We start from the raw sequence: 22,735 nt of genomic DNA, 5'->3' as shown, positions 1-22,735 counted from the left end.
GGAAAATTACATGACTATATCAACGCAAGACTTCCCGATACACGTCGACATATCGTCGGTAGTTGCGATCCATGTCCAGCAAGTCATGGAAGTCCTCTCTTGTTGGCTTGACCTCGCCTATCCGCTGTAAAGCCCTCTCGAATGCGTCTGAGTCGGTTCGCTCTATTAGGAAACAGCCATCCTGGCCGGCAAATACCCCAGATATTCCTGTCACGTCTGCTGCGAGAATTGGGGTTTCTAATGCGACCGCTTCTTGAAGCACACGAGGGACGCCTTCTACGTCCGGTAGGGAGAACAACGATACAGCATCGACAGCCGACAGTAGCTCAGGCATATAGTCAAACGAGACGTACTCCGGATAGAGCGTAAGATACTCTTCAATCTCATCTTCTTCGACTCGTTTCCTGACTTCCGACTCAAATTGATCATCGCTGAACTCTCCCACTATTAGAAAGTGCACGTCTGGTGGGATGTCAGCGCTAGCTATATGATCAACAAATACGTCTACTCCCTTACCTTCCGTAAGGCGACCGATGAAGAGTACGATACGCTTTCCCTGGGCTGACTTCGGTAGAAGCCCATCAAGGATTCCAGTGTCTTGAGTGGCCGACGGATCAAACTTTGTGAAATCTACCCCTGTCGGTATTGCAGTCATCGGCGTTCCCGAAAGCCCAAATTCGTCAGCAAGATACTCTTGTTGATACTCAGACTTCGTTATTAGATGATCAACTCCTCTGAGCGAAAGTGGACTAGCTTGATTGAGAAAAAATGAAATTGACAATTTAGGACTACTATCATTGCCGTCATCACGGCTGAGGCCGTGTAGTCCACGAACCGAGGCCACATACGGAACACCGGTAAGTCGGGAGAGAACCTGCGCGGTTGCAGAGCTAAACGGATGGTCGATCGCGTGCAACACGTCGACATGCCCGTTTGTGCGAACATATCGGAGGTATACAATGATGGCAGCGAGTACCCAAAACGGATACACAGCAATCTTCAACCGCGGCTTAAGAATCGGTTGACGAGATAACGGAAAATCCAGAACACGAACATCCGCTCCTTCGGTTGATATATTTATTTCTGACTCCACCGACTCAGGCTTGAGAACAATGAGCTCATCCACATGAGTGGCTAACGTCGCCGCGCGCTCATTGAATGCATCAGGCCACCCGTTCAGTTTTATCCAGCAGATGCGCATTTATTACAAAAAGTGTAGTTAGTCACTCGTTCCTCCGGTTGCGAGTGGTATTCCAATCATTCGACATAGCCGAGATCTTCTAAGTGTTCCTCAACTTGATCGGTTAGCTCGAAAGAGGCTGATTCTGTAATCGCAGGTCCGAGAGACGATCTGAGATCGTCAGCGAGTGAGTCCCACTTTGACTGTTGGATTTGGCCGTCAGGTGGCTGGTTCGTATTCTCTGGTGTCGTGTATAAAATTTCATCTCGCTTCGGTGAGCCCACAGATCGGGTTAAGTAATAGTGGTATTCTCGGTCGCTGTCCATGTGTCCAAAGTACTTCCAACCGTCAGCTGTCCGGATTCCGCGGCAGGTTTTGAACCATGGTTGAGCGTTACAGGTATATACTTTATTTCGTTCCATCTCAGAAGGGTCCTCACAGGCATTACCGACTGCCGAATCGGGGGGTGTCACTCCTGCGAGCGACAACAATGTCGGCATCAAGTCGATCAGACTCACCTGTTCGTTAACTACCTTCGAGTCCCAGTCAGGTGCAGCAATGACGAGCGGGACATGTATGGTTTCTTCCCATAGAGATTTGTGTCCAAGTTGATCGTGTTCTTTCGGCGGGAATGATTCACCGTGGTCAGCAGTGATACAGAGTATGTCCCGGTCCTCATTGAAATGTCCCTCCTGTTTTAGCGCTCGGATGAATTCCAAGATTTCGTCTCCGAGATACTCACATGTGCAATCATACGCCATCTTCACGTCCTCTAGATCTGCTTCAGAGAGGCCCTCGCCGTCTGTGCGTGCAGCGTCTCTAGTGAATCTACCCAACTCACCGACAGACCGTGGCGTATTGAACGTGGCCTTATTTATATATTCACTTGGAGCGTCATATGGATGATGGACATCCATGTAGTGGATCCAGCTGAGCGTGGGCAGGTCCTGATTTTGATTTAACCAGTCGATAGCAGTTGCATGGAATTTTGAGGCCGGTTTCCAGAACGATCCTGATTCGTTTGTCTGTTCAAGCAGAGGCGAAAGTACGTGGAAGTAAGTCCACTCTCCTATGTCGTAAAGCGTGTCGATAGGTTGGTCATCAAGGATACCTGCAATTCGGCGCTTCCATGATATTGATCCAACGTTTCCACCCTCAAATCCGCGGTCGTAGTTGTATTCGCGTCCAAACAGAAAGTTGTCGGTCCACAGGGCACATTTGTACCCGGCATCTGAGAGTGCCTCGGCGAATGTGGTCGGTGATCCAGATCCCGGAAGCCCGACATCTTCACTGAAGTCAGAATACACGCCAGCAGCGAGAGTGGGGACCGATGAATTCGTATTTGATGCCGTGGCGTAGGCGTTAGAAAAGCTGACAGCATCTAATTCGTCCAAGATGTCACTCATGTACTCATCAAATCCTGACTTCGTGAGAGAGTCCACAGACAAAACGATAAGATTTGGCCCGGGTTGCGTCACCATTCTAACTGGGGGAATATCGGCAGGAATTATTAATGCTCTGTTTTTGTTTGGCAGAAATCTGAGTTGAGGATAAAAATAATGCCTATCATCGTAGTTCGGTTTTCAAACCTTCTAAGATCCGAGATGTGAAGCAAGTGTATCTCGGCGATTGATTGATGAATTGTCACTATCGCCCTATGGCTGATAGCTAATGATACCGTAATTGATTTTTTTACGTAAATCCTGCTATACACCATATCTAAACCTATGGATGATAGCATCCGTTCGTATCTCTCCGGAAGCCTTCTGGGTATAGCTGGTAAAATATCCACGTTTGTAGGTGGTTTTGCAACACTTTGGTTACTTACAAAAATACTCTCTCAGACTGCTTTTGGAGCTTACACAACTGCGATGTCGATAGCATTGGTTTCAGCGATTATTGCCCAGTTTGGTTTCAGACAGGTCGTAATACAACAGGTTGCGGAACTAATTTCGGAGGGTTCTATCAAACAGAGCCGCGAGTTGGCGGGTTCCGTTCTTTTCTGGATCACCATCTCCAGTCTTTGTGTGGCGGCCGGCACGTGGACTGTGGCGCCGTTAGTCGCTCAGGTGGCGGGCGAAACTGAACTAGATCTCTGGATCCGGTTAATGAGTGGAGTCGTTCCTGGAGTTACCCTGGTCCCGATACTCGGTGGCATTCTTCGAGGCAGGGAACGTGTAGGAGCGGCCGTCGTTCTTGAGCAAATATTGCCCTGGTTGCTTCGGGTAGCACTACTTCCACTTGTTCTGCTGTACTATCCTTCAGTAGTAGGTATATTTGCTGCAATAGCAGCGTCCTACTATCTCCCTCTATTTGCCTTCGCTGTCGTGTTCAACGATTCTTACGTTGTGACTATCTCTGGTTTCGGCTCCGAAATTCTGCAGTTCAGCGGAGCACTGTTCCTGAACTCGGTTGCCGGTCGATTACTAAACAATGCGGATATTCTACTACTGTCCGTTCTCGCGACTCTATCTGAGACCGGTGGATATCGCGTCGCTTGGTCCTTGTCACTACTGGCTCGTGCCGGTGACGATGTTCTCACTGCGGTGATCCAGCCAAGACTATCCAGATTTCTCTCTGAGGAGAGTCACGGACGTCTTCGGATTGAATTCACCGCTGTGCGTGACGCTGCAATATTGCTTGGGATTGTAATCAGCATAGTTATGCTCCTCGCAGGAGAACATCTACTTTCGCTCTTCGGTTCATATAGCGGGATCTATCCTGCTTTGATTCTCTTGTCCGTGGGTGCAGGAATTATTAATCCTGCAACCGGTCCGATCGGCCAGGTGTTATTAATGGATAAAGAGGGAGTACAACTCCTCTTTAACAGTGTTGTAGTAGTCATATTAGCAGTAGCGGGGAACGTAATACTGATTCCAATCTATGGTACATTCGGAGCAGCGCTCTCCACCGTAGTAGCAGCGTATTTCTTTACAAATGCTTTCGGACTGTTCCAGGTCAAGAAGCACTCTGGGATCGATCTCGTGAATATCCCAATGTATCTATTCTCTCTCATTACTGGGTCAACATTCGTAGTGGCGGCAACTACTGAAGTTCCAAACATCTTCCCTGTGGCAGTGTCTGGAGCTTTCGTATGCCTTCTCCTCTTTCAGAATCGTGCATTACTGCTACGAGTGCGGAATTTGGGACTATTGGACATTCTTGCAAAATAGCTGGAGGAGAAGTTGCAAGTACACCAGTCTGGAGTGTTGTTTTTAAGAGCGAAAATGTTATGAACGACACTACGAAAAGTTGGCTATATGATAACCAGACGTGGCCAGATATTTATATTCTGGGCCACCATTTTAACTATAGCGACTTCCGCTATCGTTAGTGTTCAGTTCCTGTTCTCTACTGATGTTGCTCTAAAAGGTATCTATGTACTTTCCGGAACAATTGTCGGTATTTCGATGTACCGGGTTGGAGGACAATCTAATATACTCCAGTATGGAAAGCGAAGGTCAGGGGTAAAAATACGGAAGCTGACTGGTGTTGTTCTACTGAGCGCGTTTTCCGCTTGGATTTATACCGGTGACATGACGGTACCGGCACCACTGTTTGCTCTCGCAATAGGCCTGATTGTTTATTCATTCCGAGTTAGCGTATCGCCGAAGTGGATCTTGATCAGTGTCATCTTACTATTTTCCATAATAACCGCGGGTCGATTTTTGACTACTGGATTTTATTATGTGTATTCTGATCTGCTCTATCACGCTGGGAAAATTAACAAATTATTCAATACCGGGACAACAATCGGGCTGGGTTCGTACGGAAATTATCCAGTATATCATGTAATCGGAGCCAACCTTAGACTGCTTTCAGGCGTCAAAAGCAAGCTGGCAATGACCTTTGTTGGCCATGTCTCTTTTATTACGATAATCCTCTGTACGTATGTGGTTGCGAGGCAAATTACAAATTCAAGAGTCGTTGGAATTGGCGTTATACTAGGTATTCTGAGCACCTCGCTATTTTGGTTTTACTCAGCATTTTTTTTCCCACAAGCGCTCGCGGTGACGGCTGTATTCGTACTTCTAGTAATCACTCACCGAACCCGGCATTACAAATTAAGATTCTATGTTTTGGGCACCGTGGTTGGGACAGGAGTGGCGTTTACGCATCATCTCACCCAGGTCCTCTTTGTGGCCCCATTGGCTCTGTATCTATTTCTTGAGAGGCTACCATTGCGGAAGCGAAGAGATGCATTATGCGATCCAGTGCTGTTAGGAATTGTGTTTTCTGTGTCACTTCTTAACTGGATATTCTCAGGAACTGCATTCATTAGACGGCTTGTACTTGCGGCAGTTATGCTGTTAACCGCCGGTGCCTTTGGGGGGAGAGACGCGGTAGAAATATACGAATTGGGGACTCCTCCGAAAGTACAATCAACGCTACAATCATTCGGCCCGGCGGGAATTAGACTGGTATACCTAACATTATTATTTGGAACCGTAATTCTCGCAATAACCAAGTTTATTGAAGATGACAAGGTCCGGAATTTGAGCGTTTCTGCGACCTTCGTTGGACTGTTAGGAGCGGCACTTATTTTTCCCACTCCGTTGTATATAAAGTCACGACTCAGGATAGCATTCCCGTGGATGTTCTTTTTTGCCTTTGTTTTGGGAATAGGTCTCATATATATAGTGAGGGATACAAATAGGGGAGATGATAAGAATAATATCGGCTTATCAAGGTATGTCCCAATCGCCGCAGCATTACTTTTGATTTGTGCCCCGATATCAACTACACAAACATCACAATTCTTCTGGCGTGGGCTTGGTGACTCCGATCAGATTACTGACCGGATGGCGTATTATTCGGAGAGTGAATCTGCGCAGCTTGAGCAAATCTCAAATTCGTTCCTCAGATCGTCTCCATCTGTTACATCCATTGGCGTGTTGCCGTATCGACTTGAGGCTGCAGGATACTCGTTTGGCAGCACAATATCTGTACAGAATGAAACTCTCTCTACGGAATCGAAAAATTTCCTGTATCGGCACAGATGGTCTGGAAAACGAGTTCGTATCCCTAAGCCGGGAACGTTCTCTCGGAAAGCAATCATTGGTGACGACTGGCTATCGTCTAGTGTCGCTAGAAACGCAAAAGTATACGATAGTGGAAAGTTCGGAGTACTCTGGGACCGCAATCGTGTTGTCCTCAAAGAGGACAATTAAAGAACGCGAGATCTGCTCATCCAACTGCTGTGATGATTAGAACTGACCACGCTCTACAGAGCTGGGACAAACCGTTGAGTGGTTTGTCGGATTAATATAAAAACCAGAACTCATCTGATACTGGCAACTCTCGCTATTCAGCTCAACAGAGGTGCTTCTGAATTACATTACGAAAGATATATGACTGGTCTATGGCAATCCAATCGAAATGACCGACTCTCCGCTTCCGGATTTCGTCATCGTCGGACCACAAAAGTGTGCAACGACGTGGATGTATGAATGTTTGCGAGAACATCCTGAGGTACTGATGCCGGAGACGGACTCAGTACACTACTTCGATATGAACTACCACCGAGGAGAAGAGTGGTATCGAGGATTTTTCGACGCACACGACAATGAACCGATCGTGGGAGAGGAGACCCCATCTTATATCCGTGATTCAAAGACCCCGAAACGAATGGGCGATTTAATACCAGATGCCAGGGTAATCTTCAGCTTACGCAATCCGGTTGAGCGGGCCTATTCCCACTATTGGCATGAGCGATCGAAGGGGAAAATCGACTTCGCATTTGAGGAGGTTTTTGAAAACTATGATCTGTTCGAAAACTGGGTTGTTCCTGGGTTCTATCACCAGCATTTACAGCGATTTAAAAATTCCTTCCCAGAGGATCAATTGAAGGTAGCTATTTTCGATGATTTGGTAACGGATGATAAGGTATTCATTCAGGATATCTTCGATTTTATTGGTGCAGATGATTCTTTTGTCCCGAGTTTCATTGACAATCGAGTTAACGAAGCACGAAGTGAGCAGCCAACTCTATATCGCAAACTGATACTGTCTGCTTCCACTTCGTTCCCGGACCCTGTATTGAATCTTCTGAGGCCTGTTCATCAAAGGCTCGAATCAGTAGTTCTAGGGAAAGATGAATATAATAAAGGGATAGAACCAGGGACACGACAAAAATTGGAAAGTATCTACGCTGCCGAAACAGTTAAATTAGAGTCGTTTATCAACCGCGATCTCGATCACTGGTTTGAACATATTGATCTAGCAAATTACCGATGAACCGCAGTGCTCAGCGGGTTTTTCGTTTTCTAGAAAATAAAACACGAAATTTATTGACATATTTCACGGACATTCATGTTGCAGGATTCATGTTCCACCGAATCAGTAGTACAACTGAAACGACCTGGGGCCCTAACCAGTATACTCTAACTGAGCAGGCGTTCGAACGGGTGGTAATGAAACTTGACGAGCGACATTCCTTTGTCTCTACGGATGCAGTCGCCGACTGGGTAGATACAAACTCACATCTTCCAGACAACAGCGTTTTTTTGACTTTTGACGACGGCTACCGTGATTTTGTTGAGACTGTTCTCCCTATCTTGGAACGCTACGAGGTACCGGCGACGGTATACGTATCAACAAAGCTAATAAAACAGCAACGACCTCCTTTTGATTACTTGCTTCAGGAGGCAATATCCGCCACCGACTGGGTCTCTCTTGACACGAGTGATTTCTCGCTCGAAATGGAGACGAAGCAGACATCCGCAAAACGGGCGGCGTATAACCAGATTCGGTCTAGATTCAAGTACGCAACGGCCGAAGAACGGAGATCAGTACTTGACCAGGTTAAAGAACCAGATATGTCTGCCGTGGAGATGCTCACACAGGACCAAATCAAAATGCTAAGTGATCACCCATTAGTGACTGTTGGTTCACATGGCCACGAGCACGTGCCGCTTGATGGGATTTCGAAGACAGCAATCAAACACGACGTGTCACAGTCGAAGTCGTATCTTGAGAACCTCACCGGCGGACGAGTCCACCATTTTTCGTTCCCATACGGGGGGTGGGACTACACAAGCAGACGGTGCGTCGCCGACATTGGCTTCACTACTGCGGTAACAACGACACCAAGAACTGTGTCTCGACACGACTCACCGCTCGGGATTCCTCGTTTTGACGGATTCGAAAGAGGTAGCAAACTGAAGAGTGGGACTACCAATGTCGGTTGATACAGCAACGGTAACAGTTGTGATCCCGTGGAGTCCAGATCACACTCCTGAAAAATTGCTAAAGAAAGCAAAAGCGTCTGTGCATAGTCAGTCGGTTGAAACTGACATTATTGTCGTCAGAGATGATGACCAGCGAGGACCGGCGTGGGCACGGAATAAAGGAATGAAGCAGGCACAAACACGGTTTGTTGCCCTCTTAGACGCTGATGACAGATGGACAGACGAGAAGCTTATGCGGCAATTGGAACGGATGAAAGAAACAAATGCAGGAATCTGTATTCAGGGCAATTCAAGAGAGTATGATGATTTCGTAAAGGGAATGTTTGATGGCAGCCTGCACTCAGTGACGTCGTCAATATTGCTTGACACAGAGCAGGTGAAGACAAGGTTTGATGAGGCACTCCTACGGTATGAAGATCACCTGTTCGTCATTGAGGCCGCGACCGAGGCAGGGATCTGTTTTGTACCGAACCTTGTTGAAATACACAAACACGATGGAGGGTTGTCCGCAGAGACGGATCAACAACTCCACTATGAGATGGGCACCGCATACGCGAACGCAATCCGGAAGCGGGTGCCAGAGGCAGAGGAGCACTTACCAATATTTTTTAAGCATTTTCATTACAATCAGGGTCGACTGTCTCATTTCGAAAATAAGTACCGCGATGCGGTCAATAGCTTCTGGAAGTCACTAAAGTATGGATTTCAGATAAAGACAGTACTTGCACTCCTATGGAGTCTCAGTTACCTCGCTGGGAGACGTCTACGAACGCTGGTAACTCATACTTAGGTCTCTGTAAACCGCCGTCCTCAATTCGGTATTATACATTTTCAAAATCTTAATCAGAGGTGCCGTTTCAGTAGGATGTGTCTTAGATGATCCCGCCACATGGTAATACACTCATAGACCGGCGACTGAACGAGCATCGGTCCAAAGAATTACGATCGGAGTTTGAACAACTACCAGATATCCAACTGACTGACAACCAATTTTACGATTTCAGAAATATCGCAACAGGTGCGTACAGTCCTTTGCGTGGGTTCTTGTCTCAGAACGACTTTTTGAAGGTGATAAATGACCTTTCTTTGGAAAGTGGAGTCCCTTGGCCACTTCCGATTGTGCTCGACATTGACGCCGAACTGGCGAATGCCGTGGATCCTAACGACCGAGTAGGATTACGCGGACCAAGCGGAGAGCCTATCGGAGTGATGGACGTCGAGGATATCTATAGGTATAATGTTGAGGACGCGTGTGAGAAGATCTTCCAGACGGCAAGTGACGAGCATCCTGGTGTTCGGCAATTTAAGGCTAAAGACCCGTTCTTTATTGGCGGAGATATCAAGGCGTTTGCATCAGTCCACGACCCGCCATCAAGGTTCAATTTAACGCCAGTCGAGTCGCGTGTGCTTTTCAACCACAATGAGTGGGATAGTATAGCAGGATTCCAGACGCGGAACGTTCCTCATCGAGCTCATGAATATCTACAGAAGTCGGCATTGGAGCATTCAGACGGTATTTTCATTCAGCCAAAAATCGGTTCAAAGAAAAAAGGCGACTACTCCAACGAGGCCATCCTGACAGCATACGAAACACTTGTCTCCAACTACTATCCAGATCAAACGGTCGCCTTCGGAACACTCCGTTCCAGAATGTGGTACGCTGGGCCACGCGAAGCGGTCTTTGACTGTCTTGTCCGGAAGAACTTCGGATGTACACAATTCATCATCGGTCGGGATCACGCAGGCGTTGGCAACTACTACGGGGACTTTGAGTCTCAACAAATATTCAACCAATTGAGGGACATTAATATCGAACCACTATTTTATCATTATGCGTTTTATTGTGAGATATGCGATGGTATCGTGTCGGAGAAAATCTGCCCGCACGATAGTTCCTCGCGTATCGAACCCTCTGGAACGAAACTGCGGAAGATGTTAAAAAACAAGGAATCTCCCAGTCCAAAGCTGATGCGTCCAGAGGTTGCAGAAACGGTTATTAATATGGACGAGATATTTATAGGTGATCGATAGATGTTTACGCTCTGGTTTATGGGTCGGCCCGCTTCAGGCAAATCAACGATTGCAAGTCAGATCGAAAGCGAGCTATACGACCTAGACTATCCAATTGAAAATCTTGACGGAGATGAAATACGGAAAAATCTCCACCCTGACCTTGGATTTTCGAGGGAAGATAGGCGGATCAACAACCGCCGGACTGCATTTATTTCCAAGCTACTGAACCGGAACGGAATTCCAACTGTTGTTGGTATGATTACTCCATTTCGGGAGTCCCAGCGACAAGCTCGAGAAATCATTGAATCCGAAGGCAAGTTCGTACTCATTTATGTGAAGTGCTCGAAAGAAGAGTGTGAGCGGCGAGACCCGAAGGGACTCTACGAACAGGCTCAGGAAGGAAAAATTGAGAAATTTACCGGCGTTAACCATCCATTCCAAGAACCTCTCAATCCAGAGATTATTATCGATTCTGAACAAGACACTGTTGAAGAGTGCGTTGAGACCATAATGGAAGAACTGCGGACTCTTGGTGTACTTGATGAGACCCTGGAAGATAACTATGGGTTCTCAATCTCGAAGTCGGAAGAAGAAGAAATACTTCAACGACTGGAGGATCGTGAATATCTGGAAGGCTAATTAGCTCAGGCAATGAGTACAGACTTACATATTCACACAACGGCCTCTGACGGGACTGCCACACTAGACGAACGCATCCAACAAGCTCAAGAGCTAAACTTACAGTACATTGCCATCACTGATCATGACAGGATCAGTTCAGAACTTTCGAAACCAGTCGCAAATCTAAACGATGTGACTGTAATTACCGGCGTCGAAGTTAGAGCGGATCTATTTGGAAAAAAAAAAATCGAGCTCCTCGGGTATCTGATTAATAGTTCGTCATCACGCCTGCAAGAAGTTTTATCAAAATATATATGTTTCCGACGCGAACGGAATGAAGAGTTAGTCAAGGAATTGAATGCGGAAACCGGGCTGGAGCTCTCAATTGATGAATTACGAAGCGAAACTGCAGGTGGGGTTGGAAGACCGCACTTTGCAGAGATACTCAAACGCGAGGGGATTGTTGAGTCAATTGGGGCTGCGTTCAAAGAGTACCTCGCTGAGTCTGGGAGATGCTATGTCCCAATGGAGCGAGTAGAATATACAGAGGTGATTGAATCGATCCATGCCGCCGGGGGAGTGGTGTCGCTTGCTCACCCGGGACGTATTCGCAGTGACCGAGTCAAGTCAATGGTTGAGACTCTGGCAGATGCAGGGCTTGATGGGATCGAAGTCTGGTATCCCTACGACGCAGTTCGATCTGATGTCGGTCCCGACAAAGCAAGCTCTCTGGCTACGAAATACAGTTTGATTCAGACGGGTGGGTCGGACTGTCATGGCCCAGGCTCTGGAAAATTCAGACTCGGAAACGTTGGAGCACCCATAGAGTCCGTCGAGAGACTATTTGCAGCGAGTGCGGTCGAAATGACTTAGAATATGAAAAAGCGTCTTTTTTGATTGCGACGGTGGATTTTAATTAAATAATCATATAATTTTCGTGCTGAAATGTATTCATAAGTCCATATAACTAGATTCTGTAAGGGCTCCAGCAAGATGCCTGCGAGGGAGTGGACCGACATCTTGGACGGTCTATCATATCGAAAGAGTTCTGTGGAGGAAGACTGCGTAATTGCTTGCTTCCGAAGCCGCTCAAACTGGGGGTTCTGTTAACTTCATCCGACTTCGATGTCGGTCTGTCGTCATGTGGTTGTCTACTGCTATTATAATCAAAACTAAAATTATAATGGCAAAAATACGTGACAACGTCGTTGGTTCATCAACCTCTACCGGTCTCAGGTGGTCCGTAGACTGAGAACGTTAAGGGTGGGCAACTCTTGGATGCCAACCAATAGCGTCATCAGTTGTCGCTCCTGAGAATCCTCCCTGCGGGTCCCGCCAAGTACAGTCAGTGGAGTCATGATCTCTTGTCAGCAGACGTACGTCGTCAGGCTCTGTTTTGTTGATCGGGTCGTCGTGCGTAGTCACGGGTCTGTCTATATACTCCATCAGAACTTCGATTGTATTGTCTTGACATCCCGTCTCACTCCGGCTGAACCTGCTTAGTAGGCAGATCCGCACCTGAGAATCAATCAGGTAACTCGACGAGTGTAGTGGCCAGCGCCTCATACAACCCGATAGCGTCACCGAGCGGTGTCAGCTGAATAGCCGGTCGCTCTACAAACAGGTACTCATCGAGTGACGCCTCGATCCCCTTGATGATCCAGTCGGGGTTGTTCAGTGCGACCTCCACCGAGCGTGACCAGCCCAGGGTTGACCGCGTTGCAAATCGCGGCGATACCGGCGGCGTTGTACTGCGCAATCTCGTCTAAACAGTCGTTCACGAATCTGTCTCCTGTGGCAGCAGCGTCGAAGACGTCCGCAGCCGTCCACGTCGACCGGTTAGCGCCCAGTGACAACCCACCGTCTGTCCCACTGACGGTGCCATCGCCAGCCCCGGCCTCGTCAGCACGCTCCGCGACGTACTGCAGGATGCCATAGCCGGAACGGATCGCTTCCCAGGCGCCCCACACACTGGCGCTCGTCAGGTCGCTATGGGACGCAACCGGCAGCAGGTCGATCTCGCCGGCTTGCCAACCCTCACCACGGACGAGCCGACCCTGTTCGACGATGCCACCGCCGATACCCGTCGCGACGGTCACGTGGACGAGACAGTCCTGGTCGGTGCGTGCCCCGAACCACCACTCGCCGAGCGCGGCCGCGTTTCCGTCGTTCATTAGCACCACAGGCAAGCCATGGGCCTGATCGATCGACATCCCGATGTCATGCTGATCGATCGTTTCCCCAGCGGGAGCGTCCAACTCACAAACCACGCCTGCGGTCGAGTCTACGAGATCCGTACACGAGATACCAACAGCGTCGAGTATGTATCGTATCGTTGTCTGCAACTTATCGATTGCGGCGAGGAGTTGTGCCGAACGGTCGCGGTGGCGTGTCGGTATGACACTGACAGTCTCGACGAACTCTCTGTGGGAACTGGTTACTAGATGCCGAAAATTCGTGCTGCGAATCCCAAAGGCTGCGACGTAATCTATCGATGTAGGGTTTTCTACAATCCTTATGAGTATCCTGGACATACCGGTCGTGATGTGTTCGCCTGTATCATCGAGTTCGTCGATCATTGCCATCGATCAACCGTTTCATAAAAGAAAGTCTTGCAAGGACAATTGGTGTCGCCGGTGGCCACAGCAACAGGGCCCTCGGATACTAGCCGACGACGGCCGATCGAGACCCGATACGACGTGCTACCGACGCCATATGAACACACACGCTTACTCGGTTCGTTTGGATCCGTCAACCAGTTCGTGCCCGGTTGGGCGACTGTCTCGCTCCGCGGACGCTAGTCACCGGCGACACCAGCTGTCTCCGGGGTCGATCCCTCGGAGTCCGCTGACTCACTCCCCGTACGCGTCTCCCCGGGTATTGCCGCATCCGCTGGCAACACCACTCGGCGCTCTTTGTACTGGAGGCCATCAGCACGCCGAGAACGCAACTCATCGTACAACCGGTGGTTCGACAAGTCCAGAAGTGCATCGATCGTCCGCCGCGCGAGCTTCGTGGCATAGTCGCGACTCACGTTGCCCTCCTGAATCCGAATCCACGTCGCTAACTCGCCTGCGTCCAAATATTCCCGGACACCATTACACCCGGTGTTCCACAGGTCCGTAGACGATTCCTGACGAGCCTGCCAAACCTGTGTAGCCAGTCGGTCCGGCCGAGCATCCGTGACGGACTGCAATGTATCCTCGTCCAACTGAGCGAGCTGCTGGATAGGCAGCAGGTCTCCGTGAGCGAGCACCACACCCTCGCCACGATCGAGCGGGTCGGCTTCTGCGGGCAGCCGAATGTACTCTCCGTCGTCTTTGCTGATCCGCTCAACCGTGTCTTCGTGGAGGTCCAGCAAGTCGTCGTCCAATGTGGGTTTGACATGTTCCCAGCGAAGGTGCGCTCCCTTTTCGAGTTCACGTGACTGGAGCTCCCCGATCATCTCACGACTGGTCTTCATTCGTTTTTGGAGCGCGCCGAGGAGGGCATCCTGGCGTTCGACAGTCGCTTCGAACTCGTCGACGCGCGTTTCAGCCGCCTCGCGGGCCTGGCGCTCTGCTTCGAGATCGGCTTCGAGGTCGTCGATGCAGGCTGCCTGCCGTTCGACAGTCGCTTCGAGAGCTGTGAGGCGTGCTTCGAGGGACTCACTGTCGGTCATCGACGATCACCCTCCAAACTGTGGAGCGGCGAGCGGGTAGCGTCAACCACGGCTTCACGGGCCACCGCAGACTTGCAGGGCGATGCGACTTCTCGTGCGGGACGTTGAAGTTCCCGCGGCGCAATTGCGAACATGTCGGTCGTTCCGACTCAACGTGGCGGCCGTGCTGGATCACGGTCGCCGATTTTCCGGCGGGATTCTCACCACGTAGAGTCTGCTCTCTACTGTCTTCGCTACCGACTTAACCATTGCTAATGGTAAATGGATGGAGTCGGAATCAATAATTCGGGGGTCGTGTAATTAGTGGTGTGAGTCGCGGTCCCGACCCGTCAGTCACGACACGCGAGATCTTGCGGTTTTTCGTCGAGTCGCCAGACCCCGGATTTACCGCGGCTGAAGTTGGTGACGAATTCGAAAAGAGTCGACAGTGGGCAGACAACCGTCTCAAATCTCTTGAGAGTGAGGGGTATTTGGAAAGCAAGAATCCCGGTGGACGCGCTCGATTCTTCTGGATTTCGACGGGCGGAGAACAGTATCTTGCCGAAACCCGCGATAGTTAGTCCTCTGGAACCCACCAGATTACGTTTCGTGGTCCGGACTTCTTCCGATTGATTCGACCGGTATCGTGAAGATCCTGAAGTCGGTTGTGTGCCCATTGACGCGTCATTCCGAATAGTTCAGCGACTTCCGCAGCAGTCACGAACGGATCGTCTTGGTCACTGATTACAGCAATAATCTCACTGTCTGAAACGGTGCGCTTCCCTTGTGCCATACGTGCGGCCATTAATTTACCAAAAGCAAAAGTATTATGATGAACGCCTCCGATACAATTAGATAGGAACACCGGCTCTCCAGGGCGATATCTCGCAGAAAGCGCCCGCCTGCTGAGACAGGCGAGCCGGGTTCCTCCAGAACCCATGTCGAACAACGATCTAACACCCCAAGAAGGTATTGCTGCACAACTGGCTCACGACGCCCACTACTTGGGCACTGATGGCGACGGCGCTACCCACTTCTGGAGCGGCTACGAGCGGACGGTCTACGTCGTCGAGGATGGCGAGTTCGAATCATGGGCTTTCTCGGAGACGCCCCTGTTGACACTGACCGACTGGCTGACCCACGCTGAGACTAAGCGCGGTCCCTGGCAAGACCACCGCGTGAGTACCGGCGGCGTCGCCGCGATCATTACCGGACACAACACAACGGAGTGTGTCTAAGATGGACGATGAACTCGTCGTCGAATACACGCCGGCGAGTGGCCCACGTCGACGCACCCGGTTCGTTCAGGCGTCAGAAGCGGACTGTTGGCGAATGACCGAGGTCTACGCAGGCTGTCACTGGCGCGAGACTGGCCGCGAGCGCGTCAGTGATCTAGAGGTCGCCTCAACCGACCGACGGCTAACCATCAGAATACGAGAGTTCAAGATCGGCTCTCACACCCGCGGTCGAAAACGATGGGGCGTGGGTTGGGGCAAACCCACTTGGGGGGAATTGGGGTCTGCACGAGATTGGCGCCGGGGGTCGTGCAGACACGTCGAAACATATTTGTTGGGATGAAAAAACCAGACCGGTGTTTTCTGAGTCTGAAAACGCCTACAAAAGACGGGACTGAGGTGACCCCCGACTCCAGTCCCTAGCTCCCCCAACCTTCACTGTATTCTAATTTACTATTGTAATGACCTTCTTATACCCAGCTTCCGAGCCGAACCTTCCTAAGATTTTAAGTCAAGCGAAGATGTTAGGAGAGGGGGATAACCCGTTCCTCTACGGGTCACTCACGTATAGATCACGCGCCTGTTTACTTCAAGTCTCATACCCACTACTCAAAACTAAAGATGATGTAATTTCCGATACCCTGAAATTTATATCTGATCCCCAAAGAGTGAAATCCCTGTGAGGCATTCGATCGTTTCTGTCCTGCTGATCGCGTTCCTTGTTCTCTTTTCGGGATGCGCTGGGCTGGGACTATCGGATTCGGGGTCGGCCAACCCGTCGTCGACACCAAACGATGGTGCAACGCCAACGACGAGTGAGGGGAGTACAACGCCCACCCCGGTGGACTCCGACGGTGACGGCGTCAACGACAGTCGCGAGGAGTCGCTCGGTCTGGATCCGGAACGTGCCGACACAGACGGTGACGGTCTCGACGACGGCGCGGAACTCGCAAACGGGACGGACCCGATCGTCGCGGACACGGACAGTGATGGTCTCGATGACGGTGCGGAGCTCGCGAACGGAACAGACCCGACCGTCGCGGACACGGACGGCGACGGCCTCGAAGACGGCGCGGAACTCGCGAACGAGACGGATCCGCTCGTCGCCGACACAGATGACGACGGCCTCAAAGACGGCGCGGAACTCGCAAAGGGGACCGATCCGACCTTTGCGGACACAGATCTCGACGGCCTCGAAGATGGCCCGGAGGTTGCGAACGGGACGGACCCGACCGTCGCAGATACAGACGACGACGGCCTCGAAGATGGCCCCGAGGTTATCGAATACGGGACGAACCCGCTCGTCGTCGACACGGACCAAGACGGCCTCGAAGACAGTACCGAACTCGAGATCGGCACGCTCCCAACGCGGTGGGACACCGACGGCGACGGCCTGAACGACGGCCGCGAGCGCGAACTCGGGACGGACCCGACGAACCGCGACACGGACAGCGACGGGTTGCCGGACGGCGCCGAGGTGAAGCGAACGGACATCTTGCCCGGTGCCGATCCGCTCCGGAAGAACATCTACGTCGAGGTCGATTACATGACCGACGGCTCGCTGAGTCGCAGCGACTACCGGTTCGACCGCGTGACGGAGACGTTCGCGAACGCGCCAGTGGAGAACCCGGACGGGACGCGTGGCATTTCGCTCCACATCCGTCTCAACGATAGCGTCCCGTCACGCGAGCAGATCTACTTCGAGGACCACGACCGCGAGGACGACCTCGACGATTTCGACACGTACGAGTCACGGTTCCGTGACTACGAGACCAAAGGCTACCACTACGCGCTCGGCGCGAAGGATCTGCGCCGGACGAGCCCCGACATGATGCGACTCGGTGGGATGGCCGGCACCGGCAGGTTCGTCTTCGAGCCAAGCGAGAGTATCTTCGCGCACGAACTCGGCCACTCGCTCGGCCTCACGGAGTTCCGTGGCATCGACTCGGAAGAGTTGTCCTACACCGAGTACCCGAGCGTGATGAACTACAATGCGGGCCACGACGTGGTGTCGTACGCCACGGGTGAGGAGTCCGACGTTTCACACAACGACTGGGCTGATGTCACCGACTCGATGGATCGCGGCTTCAGGGTGAAAGGGATCAGAGTGCGGTGTCCCGACCCGTCGTTCGCTGGCGGGGACGGAACGGCTGCGAATCCCTACGAAATCGAAACGATCGACCAGTTCAACTGCATCCGTGCGGATCTCGACGCCCACTACGAGCTGACCGCCGACGTGGACGCGACCGGGCGTACGGGGTTCAAGCCCGTCGGTGATGCCTACGCCACCAACGGGCACCGAGAAGCACCGTTTACCGGTACGCTCGACGGGAACGGTAACGCAATTCGGAACCTGACACTCAATCAGCCCTCCCGGGATCAGGTCGCGCTGTTCGGCGTGATGGCCGGGACGGTGCGTGACCTGCGAGTCCCCGACGCCGAGGTCGTCGGCGGGGCGGGGGTCGCCGTCCTCGCCAGCGAAAACCGGGGAACCATCCGCAACGTCACGGTGACCGGCTACGTGAGCGGGCCAGGCAGAGGTACGGAAGCCGGTCGCGGTATTGGCGCCGTGGCGGCACTCAACGGCGACCGCTCGCAGCTTCGGGGTACTGATACTGGTGCCCGAATCATCGACACTACGGCGAATGCGACTGTCAAGGGGACGAGCGCCGGTGGGTTGGTCGGGACGAATGTTGGCATCATCACCCGCTCGGCCGCGTTCGGTGACGTGAACGGTGGGTCCGCCGATAACCCGAGTGAGCTGGGTGGGCTCGTCGGCGGAAACGGGGGCGTTATCAATCGATCGTTCGCGATGGGTAACGTCACCGGCTGGTCGCGTATTGGCGGGCTCGTCGGTACGAACTACCGAGGACGCATCGCCGATGCGTACGCGACGGGGACTGTCCGTGGCCACTACCAAACTATCGGTGGACTTGTCGGCCAAAATCTCGACGGAGATGTGGTGCGCGTGTACGCTGCGAGCCCAGTTAAGACGACCCAAAACCCGTCGGAAGTCGGAGCAGTGTTCGGTGAGAGACAGAGTGGCACTGTGGAGTCCGTCTACTGGAATACTCAAACCGCCGGCGTCGACCAAGCCGTCGGGAAGGGCTTGGTTGATGTAACTCCGGTTGATGCCCCGACGGGGGAGGCGGCCCGCGATGCACTACCCGGGCTGGCGTTCGGATCCGTCTGGCGGACAACCGACACTACCCCTACGCTCCGGTGGGTCGACGGGGCCGACCTTCCCGGAAACGCGACGGTTGACCGTGGATCGTAGCGGACCCGCAACACCGCTCTTGGCCACCTCGACGGCGTGAATGCCGTGGACTTACCGCACTTGATCCAGTAGTTCCGTTCACGATGAGTCATCCACACGCCCCGTCAAAACAGACTGCTCCTGAGACGAACCCCACCGTGAGCAGGTCTTTGACGTGGATGATGCGACTCCATATGAGGCCCAGCGGACCGTGCAGCGCTATCTCTCCCAGGAGACGCGACACAACATCCTGCAGGTGATCCTCGGCCACCCCGCCCACCTCGTTTCAGCCACCGAATTCGACTACTATATTCCGAAAAGCCGGTCGACCATCAGCGAGCAACTGGAGGACCTGGCCAACCACGAGATCCTCATGCAGTACCATCATGAGCCGAATGCTGAAGTCAGGGACATTCCGACTGACTTCTGGGGACTCACGGAGTTCGGTGTTAGCCTCCTTGTGGAGTACAACTATCTTCGCGGCCTCCCGATCATGCGCGCCGCCCACGATGCAACCCACAAAACGGAGACGGTCCAGCGTCACGAAGACGCCTCACGACCGAGTCTACCGGCATCGGTCGGCGAGGCGCTCAAATACGATAAACCATCCCAATCGGACCATACTGCGGATCCGTCTGATCTCTCCGAGCTGCGAGAACAGACGTTCTATGCGGACGCTGCACCGGCTGATCCGAGCGTACTGAACGAGGGGGCAGAGGGCGATCGCACGCTCGACGAACTGTTCGAGTGAAGGCGGAAGAATCCCGAGCGGTGGGTGTCTCAGTCTGTCTACGATCTCTTGGAAGTATATTTCCGTTCCCATAGGCTGGTGTCGCAAGAGTGTCCGGCTGACTGGGAGACACCACACTTTCAAGTGAAACTGTCCCGATGCGCTCTGAAATCTGTGGAATTGGCTGACGGTCCAATACTTGATTGTCCTTGATTCTATCAGGCCAACAATGAGATTTCCAAACGGAAACGCTTCCAGCGAGATGACCCACACACCCCACAACGAGTGAAAGCGAGTATCGCGGCAGCCGCTCAGGAGTTGTCAAGCGCTTCGACGACGATCTCTGGATCGCGTAAGAGACGGTGTTCGAGATAGCTTCCTTCGCCTTGTCCGCCACCAGTGTGATCTGATTCGGTAACACCGAGAAACGACTGCTCTTTGAGAAGTCGGTAGACCCGATCTTCGGAAAGTGGTTCGGCCCCCTCTCGTTCTGCAAGTTTCGTGTACAGTATGTAGACTTGGTGCGTCCGGAACGCATCCTGTCCGGGATTGTCGGCGGTCAACAGTGCGAGCGCACGGAGGATGTGCTTCACGTGAGGGGTCGTCCCGCTTACGAGCTTCTCGAACCGGTTCGCCTCCGCTCGCTTCACCGCGTCGTCGACGTGATCGACTGTAACCGTGTCTGTTCCATCCTTCTCCGCGAGCCGTCCGGCTTCGTACAGGGTGTCGATCGCCTTCCGCGCATCGCCGTGCTCTTTCGCGGACAGCGCGGCGACTTTCGGGATAACATCCGAGTTGAGCACGCCGTCCTCGAAGGCGTCCGTCCGATTCGCGAGGATCTCGCGGAGCTGGTCGGCATCGTACGGGTCGAATACGAGTTCGTTGTCCTGGAGACTAGAGTCGAGCCGTTCGTTCAACCGGTCCCGGTACTCGATTTTGTTGCTGATACAGATCGCCCCGATGTGCGTCTCGGACTTGCCGCTCTCCCGTGCTCGTGAAAGGCTCCGGAGGAGTTCGTCGTCGTCTAGCTTGTCAATCTCGTCGAGAATGACAACGAACGAGTCGACGCCGTACTCGTTGAGCAGGTCCCACGTAATATCTCGGTAGTCCGCGGCGGCGATCCCGACACGGGGAATCTCTACGTTGGCATTGAGATTCGCTGCGAGCTGACGGGCCATCTCCCGGCTGGCCTTCGTTTCCGTCTGGTAGTCCGAGCAGTCGACGTATGCGTGCTGAAATTCGATTTCGTTTGCCTCGGCTTCGATATGGGCCTCACGGGCCACACACCTCGCAACGAGTGACTTTCCAGCACCAGTTTTCCCGTACACAATCGTTGTTTCTGGTGGGCCTCCCACCGTTGCTGGCCCGAGCGCCTGTCCGATTGAACTTACCTCGTCGTCCCGGCCCACAACGCGCTCTAACTCGGGAACATGACCGACGCGCAGAAGCTCTCGATTAGCGAAGATCCCGCCTGTCTCGAAGATATTGGTCGCTTGTTCCGTCTCGTCCATTGGATGTGCTAGCGGAGTTCGATATCACCCATAAAGATGGCGACTTCACAACGAATGAAGCGCTCCAAATCGAACAAAATTCGATAACACAGCGTACTGAGTCTATTTTATAAGGTTATACTTCTATTTGAGACACCAGACAACGAGTGAAATAAGTCCTAATCGAAAGTTCCTCGGAGACGAAACTCGTGCTTCTGGGGTCCACCATCGTGAGTGGTCAACTTCACTCGTTGTCCGGTGTGTCTCTTCGTCTCCGGATTCCGTTCAAGGAAGTGGAGATACCATCGATAGAACATCTGCTTTCACTCGTTACCGGGTGTGTGTCTCCCAGGGTATCAAAAGACCAACTGTAAATCATCTGCAGTAGATCTGGAATCGCATCGATGATAGCTACGAACTGGATGTTCCCTTCTCCAGTGCTGTTGAGGCGTGGGCGACGCACTCCAGCTTAACACGGAGACCGAACTTGTTCGCGATATCGCGAGACGGAACGATACCAAGTATCCGTGGACACACCACCGCTGCAAGTGAAGAGGGGGTATCCAACTACCGGCTATTCACTTGCAGCGGTGGTGTGTCTAGAACAGAGATCGGTATGTCTAGACACTGTCTAATTTTGACATTTCTACAATATATTTACAGTTAGCTTCTGTGCGGACCAAGCGATGATTCTATCAGTACCACTCACGTACCACGCGACATGAGCACGGACACGAACGAAGACGAGGACGACGACATGGTGAAACTCAACGTCAAAGTCCCCGAGCGTCTTCTGGAGGAAATCGACGAACTGGCTGAGGAACTAGAGTATACCAATCGGTCGGAGTTCATTCGTGAGGTCCTGCGCGATACCACGGAGCCGATTCTGACGCCCGGTGCGAAGGAAGGCGTCTCAGAGGGATACGCGGATGTTGCGGCGGGGCGGACAATGTCCACTGACGAGGCCCGAGAACGCCTCGGCATCGACAAAGACTGAGAGCTGAACTGTGGCACACGAGGTCGTCCTGACGGAGACTCTATTTGAAGCGTTGGAACAATTGGAAACGGATGATGCGGAGCGAATTCTCAGCAAGCTGGAGGACGTTGGTGACTTCCCAGAGCACTTTCTCGATCGCCTGAAGAACCACCCTGGATACAAGCTTCGTGTCGGTGACTTCCGCGTACTGATCGACTGGGATAAGGATAATGAAGTGCTCTACGCCATTGATGCATTCGAGCGGAAGAAAGAGTATCGAGAACTCTGCTCTGTTGAATCCGGTGAGGGCGAGCGGATAGCGTCGCTCTGAAGGTGGAAGCGAAGCGGAGAGAGTGAATGTACCTATGCCACTCTTCCGCTTCGTTAAACAAGCGGCGTCGCTG

General features: G+C 52.2%; 18 protein-coding genes. 13 read left to right on the top strand and 5 right to left on the bottom strand.

All coding sequences use genetic code 11. The features are described from left to right. Positions 1-19: 19 nt before the first annotated feature. Positions 20-1,126, bottom strand: coding sequence for a glycosyltransferase family 4 protein (locus ACMGFG_RS22760; RefSeq protein ID WP_436932578.1), 1,107 nt, complete (start codon positions 1,124-1,126; stop codon positions 20-22). Between the two features lie 131 nt (positions 1,127-1,257). Continuing rightward, positions 1,258-2,661: a sulfatase-like hydrolase/transferase gene (locus ACMGFG_RS22755; RefSeq protein ID WP_436932577.1), complete on the bottom strand. Its 1,404-nt coding sequence runs from the start codon at positions 2,659-2,661 to the stop codon at positions 1,258-1,260. Positions 2,662-2,907: 246 nt separating this feature from the next. Here ACMGFG_RS22755 and ACMGFG_RS22750 point away from each other — a divergent pair, with 246 nt between their 5' ends. The 8 genes from ACMGFG_RS22750 (at position 2,908) to ACMGFG_RS22715 (ending at position 11,877) form a co-directional block, all read left to right on the top strand. Continuing rightward, on the top strand, positions 2,908-4,353 hold the full coding sequence (locus ACMGFG_RS22750; RefSeq protein ID WP_436932576.1) for a lipopolysaccharide biosynthesis protein: 1,446 nt from the start codon (positions 2,908-2,910) through the stop codon (positions 4,351-4,353). Between the two features lie 87 nt (positions 4,354-4,440). After that, positions 4,441-6,351 (top strand): hypothetical protein, encoded by a 1,911-nt coding sequence (locus tag ACMGFG_RS22745; RefSeq protein WP_436932575.1) that lies wholly within the window; start codon positions 4,441-4,443, stop codon positions 6,349-6,351. A 208-nt stretch (positions 6,352-6,559) separates the two neighbouring features. Next, positions 6,560-7,417, top strand: a complete 858-nt coding sequence (locus ACMGFG_RS22740) for a sulfotransferase domain-containing protein (RefSeq protein WP_436932574.1) — start codon at positions 6,560-6,562, stop codon at positions 7,415-7,417. A 176-nt stretch (positions 7,418-7,593) separates the two neighbouring features. After that, entirely contained in the window at positions 7,594-8,370 is a 777-nt protein-coding gene (locus tag ACMGFG_RS22735) for a polysaccharide deacetylase family protein (protein ID WP_436932573.1), read from the top strand. Further along, positions 8,360-9,160, top strand: coding sequence for a glycosyltransferase (locus tag ACMGFG_RS22730; RefSeq protein ID WP_436932572.1), 801 nt, complete (start codon positions 8,360-8,362; stop codon positions 9,158-9,160). Before ACMGFG_RS22735 ends, ACMGFG_RS22730 begins: the two co-directional genes overlap by 11 nt. 86 nt (positions 9,161-9,246) lie before the next feature. After that, positions 9,247-10,401, top strand: coding sequence for a sulfate adenylyltransferase (gene sat, locus ACMGFG_RS22725; protein ID WP_436932571.1), 1,155 nt, complete (start codon positions 9,247-9,249; stop codon positions 10,399-10,401). Then, complete coding sequence (cysC, locus tag ACMGFG_RS22720; protein WP_436932570.1) at positions 10,402-11,022, top strand: adenylyl-sulfate kinase; 621 nt, start codon at positions 10,402-10,404, stop codon at positions 11,020-11,022. It abuts the gene before it with no gap. A gap of 12 nt (positions 11,023-11,034) precedes the next feature. Further along, complete coding sequence (locus ACMGFG_RS22715; RefSeq protein ID WP_436932569.1) at positions 11,035-11,877, top strand: PHP domain-containing protein; 843 nt, start codon at positions 11,035-11,037, stop codon at positions 11,875-11,877. Between the two features lie 755 nt (positions 11,878-12,632). On the opposite strand, the gene ACMGFG_RS22710 is transcribed toward ACMGFG_RS22715, so the two are convergent. Together ACMGFG_RS22710 and ACMGFG_RS22705 are read right to left on the bottom strand one after the other, a co-directional pair. Then, on the bottom strand, positions 12,633-13,583 hold the full coding sequence (locus ACMGFG_RS22710; protein WP_436932568.1) for an ROK family protein: 951 nt from the start codon (positions 13,581-13,583) through the stop codon (positions 12,633-12,635). A gap of 218 nt (positions 13,584-13,801) precedes the next feature. Continuing rightward, positions 13,802-14,665: a DUF8008 family protein gene (locus tag ACMGFG_RS22705; protein ID WP_436932567.1), complete on the bottom strand. Its 864-nt coding sequence runs from the start codon at positions 14,663-14,665 to the stop codon at positions 13,802-13,804. 917 nt (positions 14,666-15,582) lie between these two features. Here ACMGFG_RS22705 and ACMGFG_RS22700 point away from each other — a divergent pair. The 3 genes from ACMGFG_RS22700 (at position 15,583) to ACMGFG_RS22690 (ending at position 19,886) form a co-directional block, all read left to right on the top strand. Continuing rightward, positions 15,583-15,882, top strand: a complete 300-nt coding sequence (locus ACMGFG_RS22700; RefSeq protein ID WP_436932566.1) for a hypothetical protein — start codon at positions 15,583-15,585, stop codon at positions 15,880-15,882. Between the two features lie 676 nt (positions 15,883-16,558). Continuing rightward, positions 16,559-19,156 carry a GLUG motif-containing protein gene (locus tag ACMGFG_RS22695; protein ID WP_436932565.1) on the top strand — a complete coding sequence of 866 codons (2,598 nt, stop codon included), beginning with the start codon at positions 16,559-16,561 and terminating at the stop codon, positions 19,154-19,156. 154 nt (positions 19,157-19,310) lie between these two features. Further along, positions 19,311-19,886: a hypothetical protein gene (locus ACMGFG_RS22690; RefSeq protein ID WP_436932564.1), complete on the top strand. Its 576-nt coding sequence runs from the start codon at positions 19,311-19,313 to the stop codon at positions 19,884-19,886. Positions 19,887-20,176: 290 nt separating this feature from the next. Here the strand turns inward: ACMGFG_RS22690 and ACMGFG_RS22685 are convergent, their stop codons facing one another. Then, positions 20,177-21,376, bottom strand: a complete 1,200-nt coding sequence (locus ACMGFG_RS22685) for a Cdc6/Cdc18 family protein (RefSeq protein WP_436932563.1) — start codon at positions 21,374-21,376, stop codon at positions 20,177-20,179. A 700-nt stretch (positions 21,377-22,076) separates the two neighbouring features. Between ACMGFG_RS22685 and ACMGFG_RS22680 the strand changes: the two genes are divergently transcribed. Next, positions 22,077-22,352 (top strand): ribbon-helix-helix domain-containing protein, encoded by a 276-nt coding sequence (locus ACMGFG_RS22680; RefSeq protein WP_436932562.1) that lies wholly within the window; start codon positions 22,077-22,079, stop codon positions 22,350-22,352. A 10-nt stretch (positions 22,353-22,362) separates the two neighbouring features. Continuing rightward, positions 22,363-22,662, top strand: coding sequence for a type II toxin-antitoxin system RelE family toxin (locus ACMGFG_RS22675; protein WP_436932561.1), 300 nt, complete (start codon positions 22,363-22,365; stop codon positions 22,660-22,662). The last annotated feature ends 73 nt before the right edge of the window (positions 22,663-22,735 follow it).

It is taken from the genome of Halosimplex halobium, assembly GCF_051414055.1.
GTDB classification, from domain to species: Archaea; Halobacteriota; Halobacteria; order Halobacteriales; family Haloarculaceae; genus Halosimplex; species Halosimplex halobium.
The sequence above is the reverse complement of the archived record's forward strand: the minus strand, read 5'-3'. Positions and strand labels throughout refer to the sequence as shown.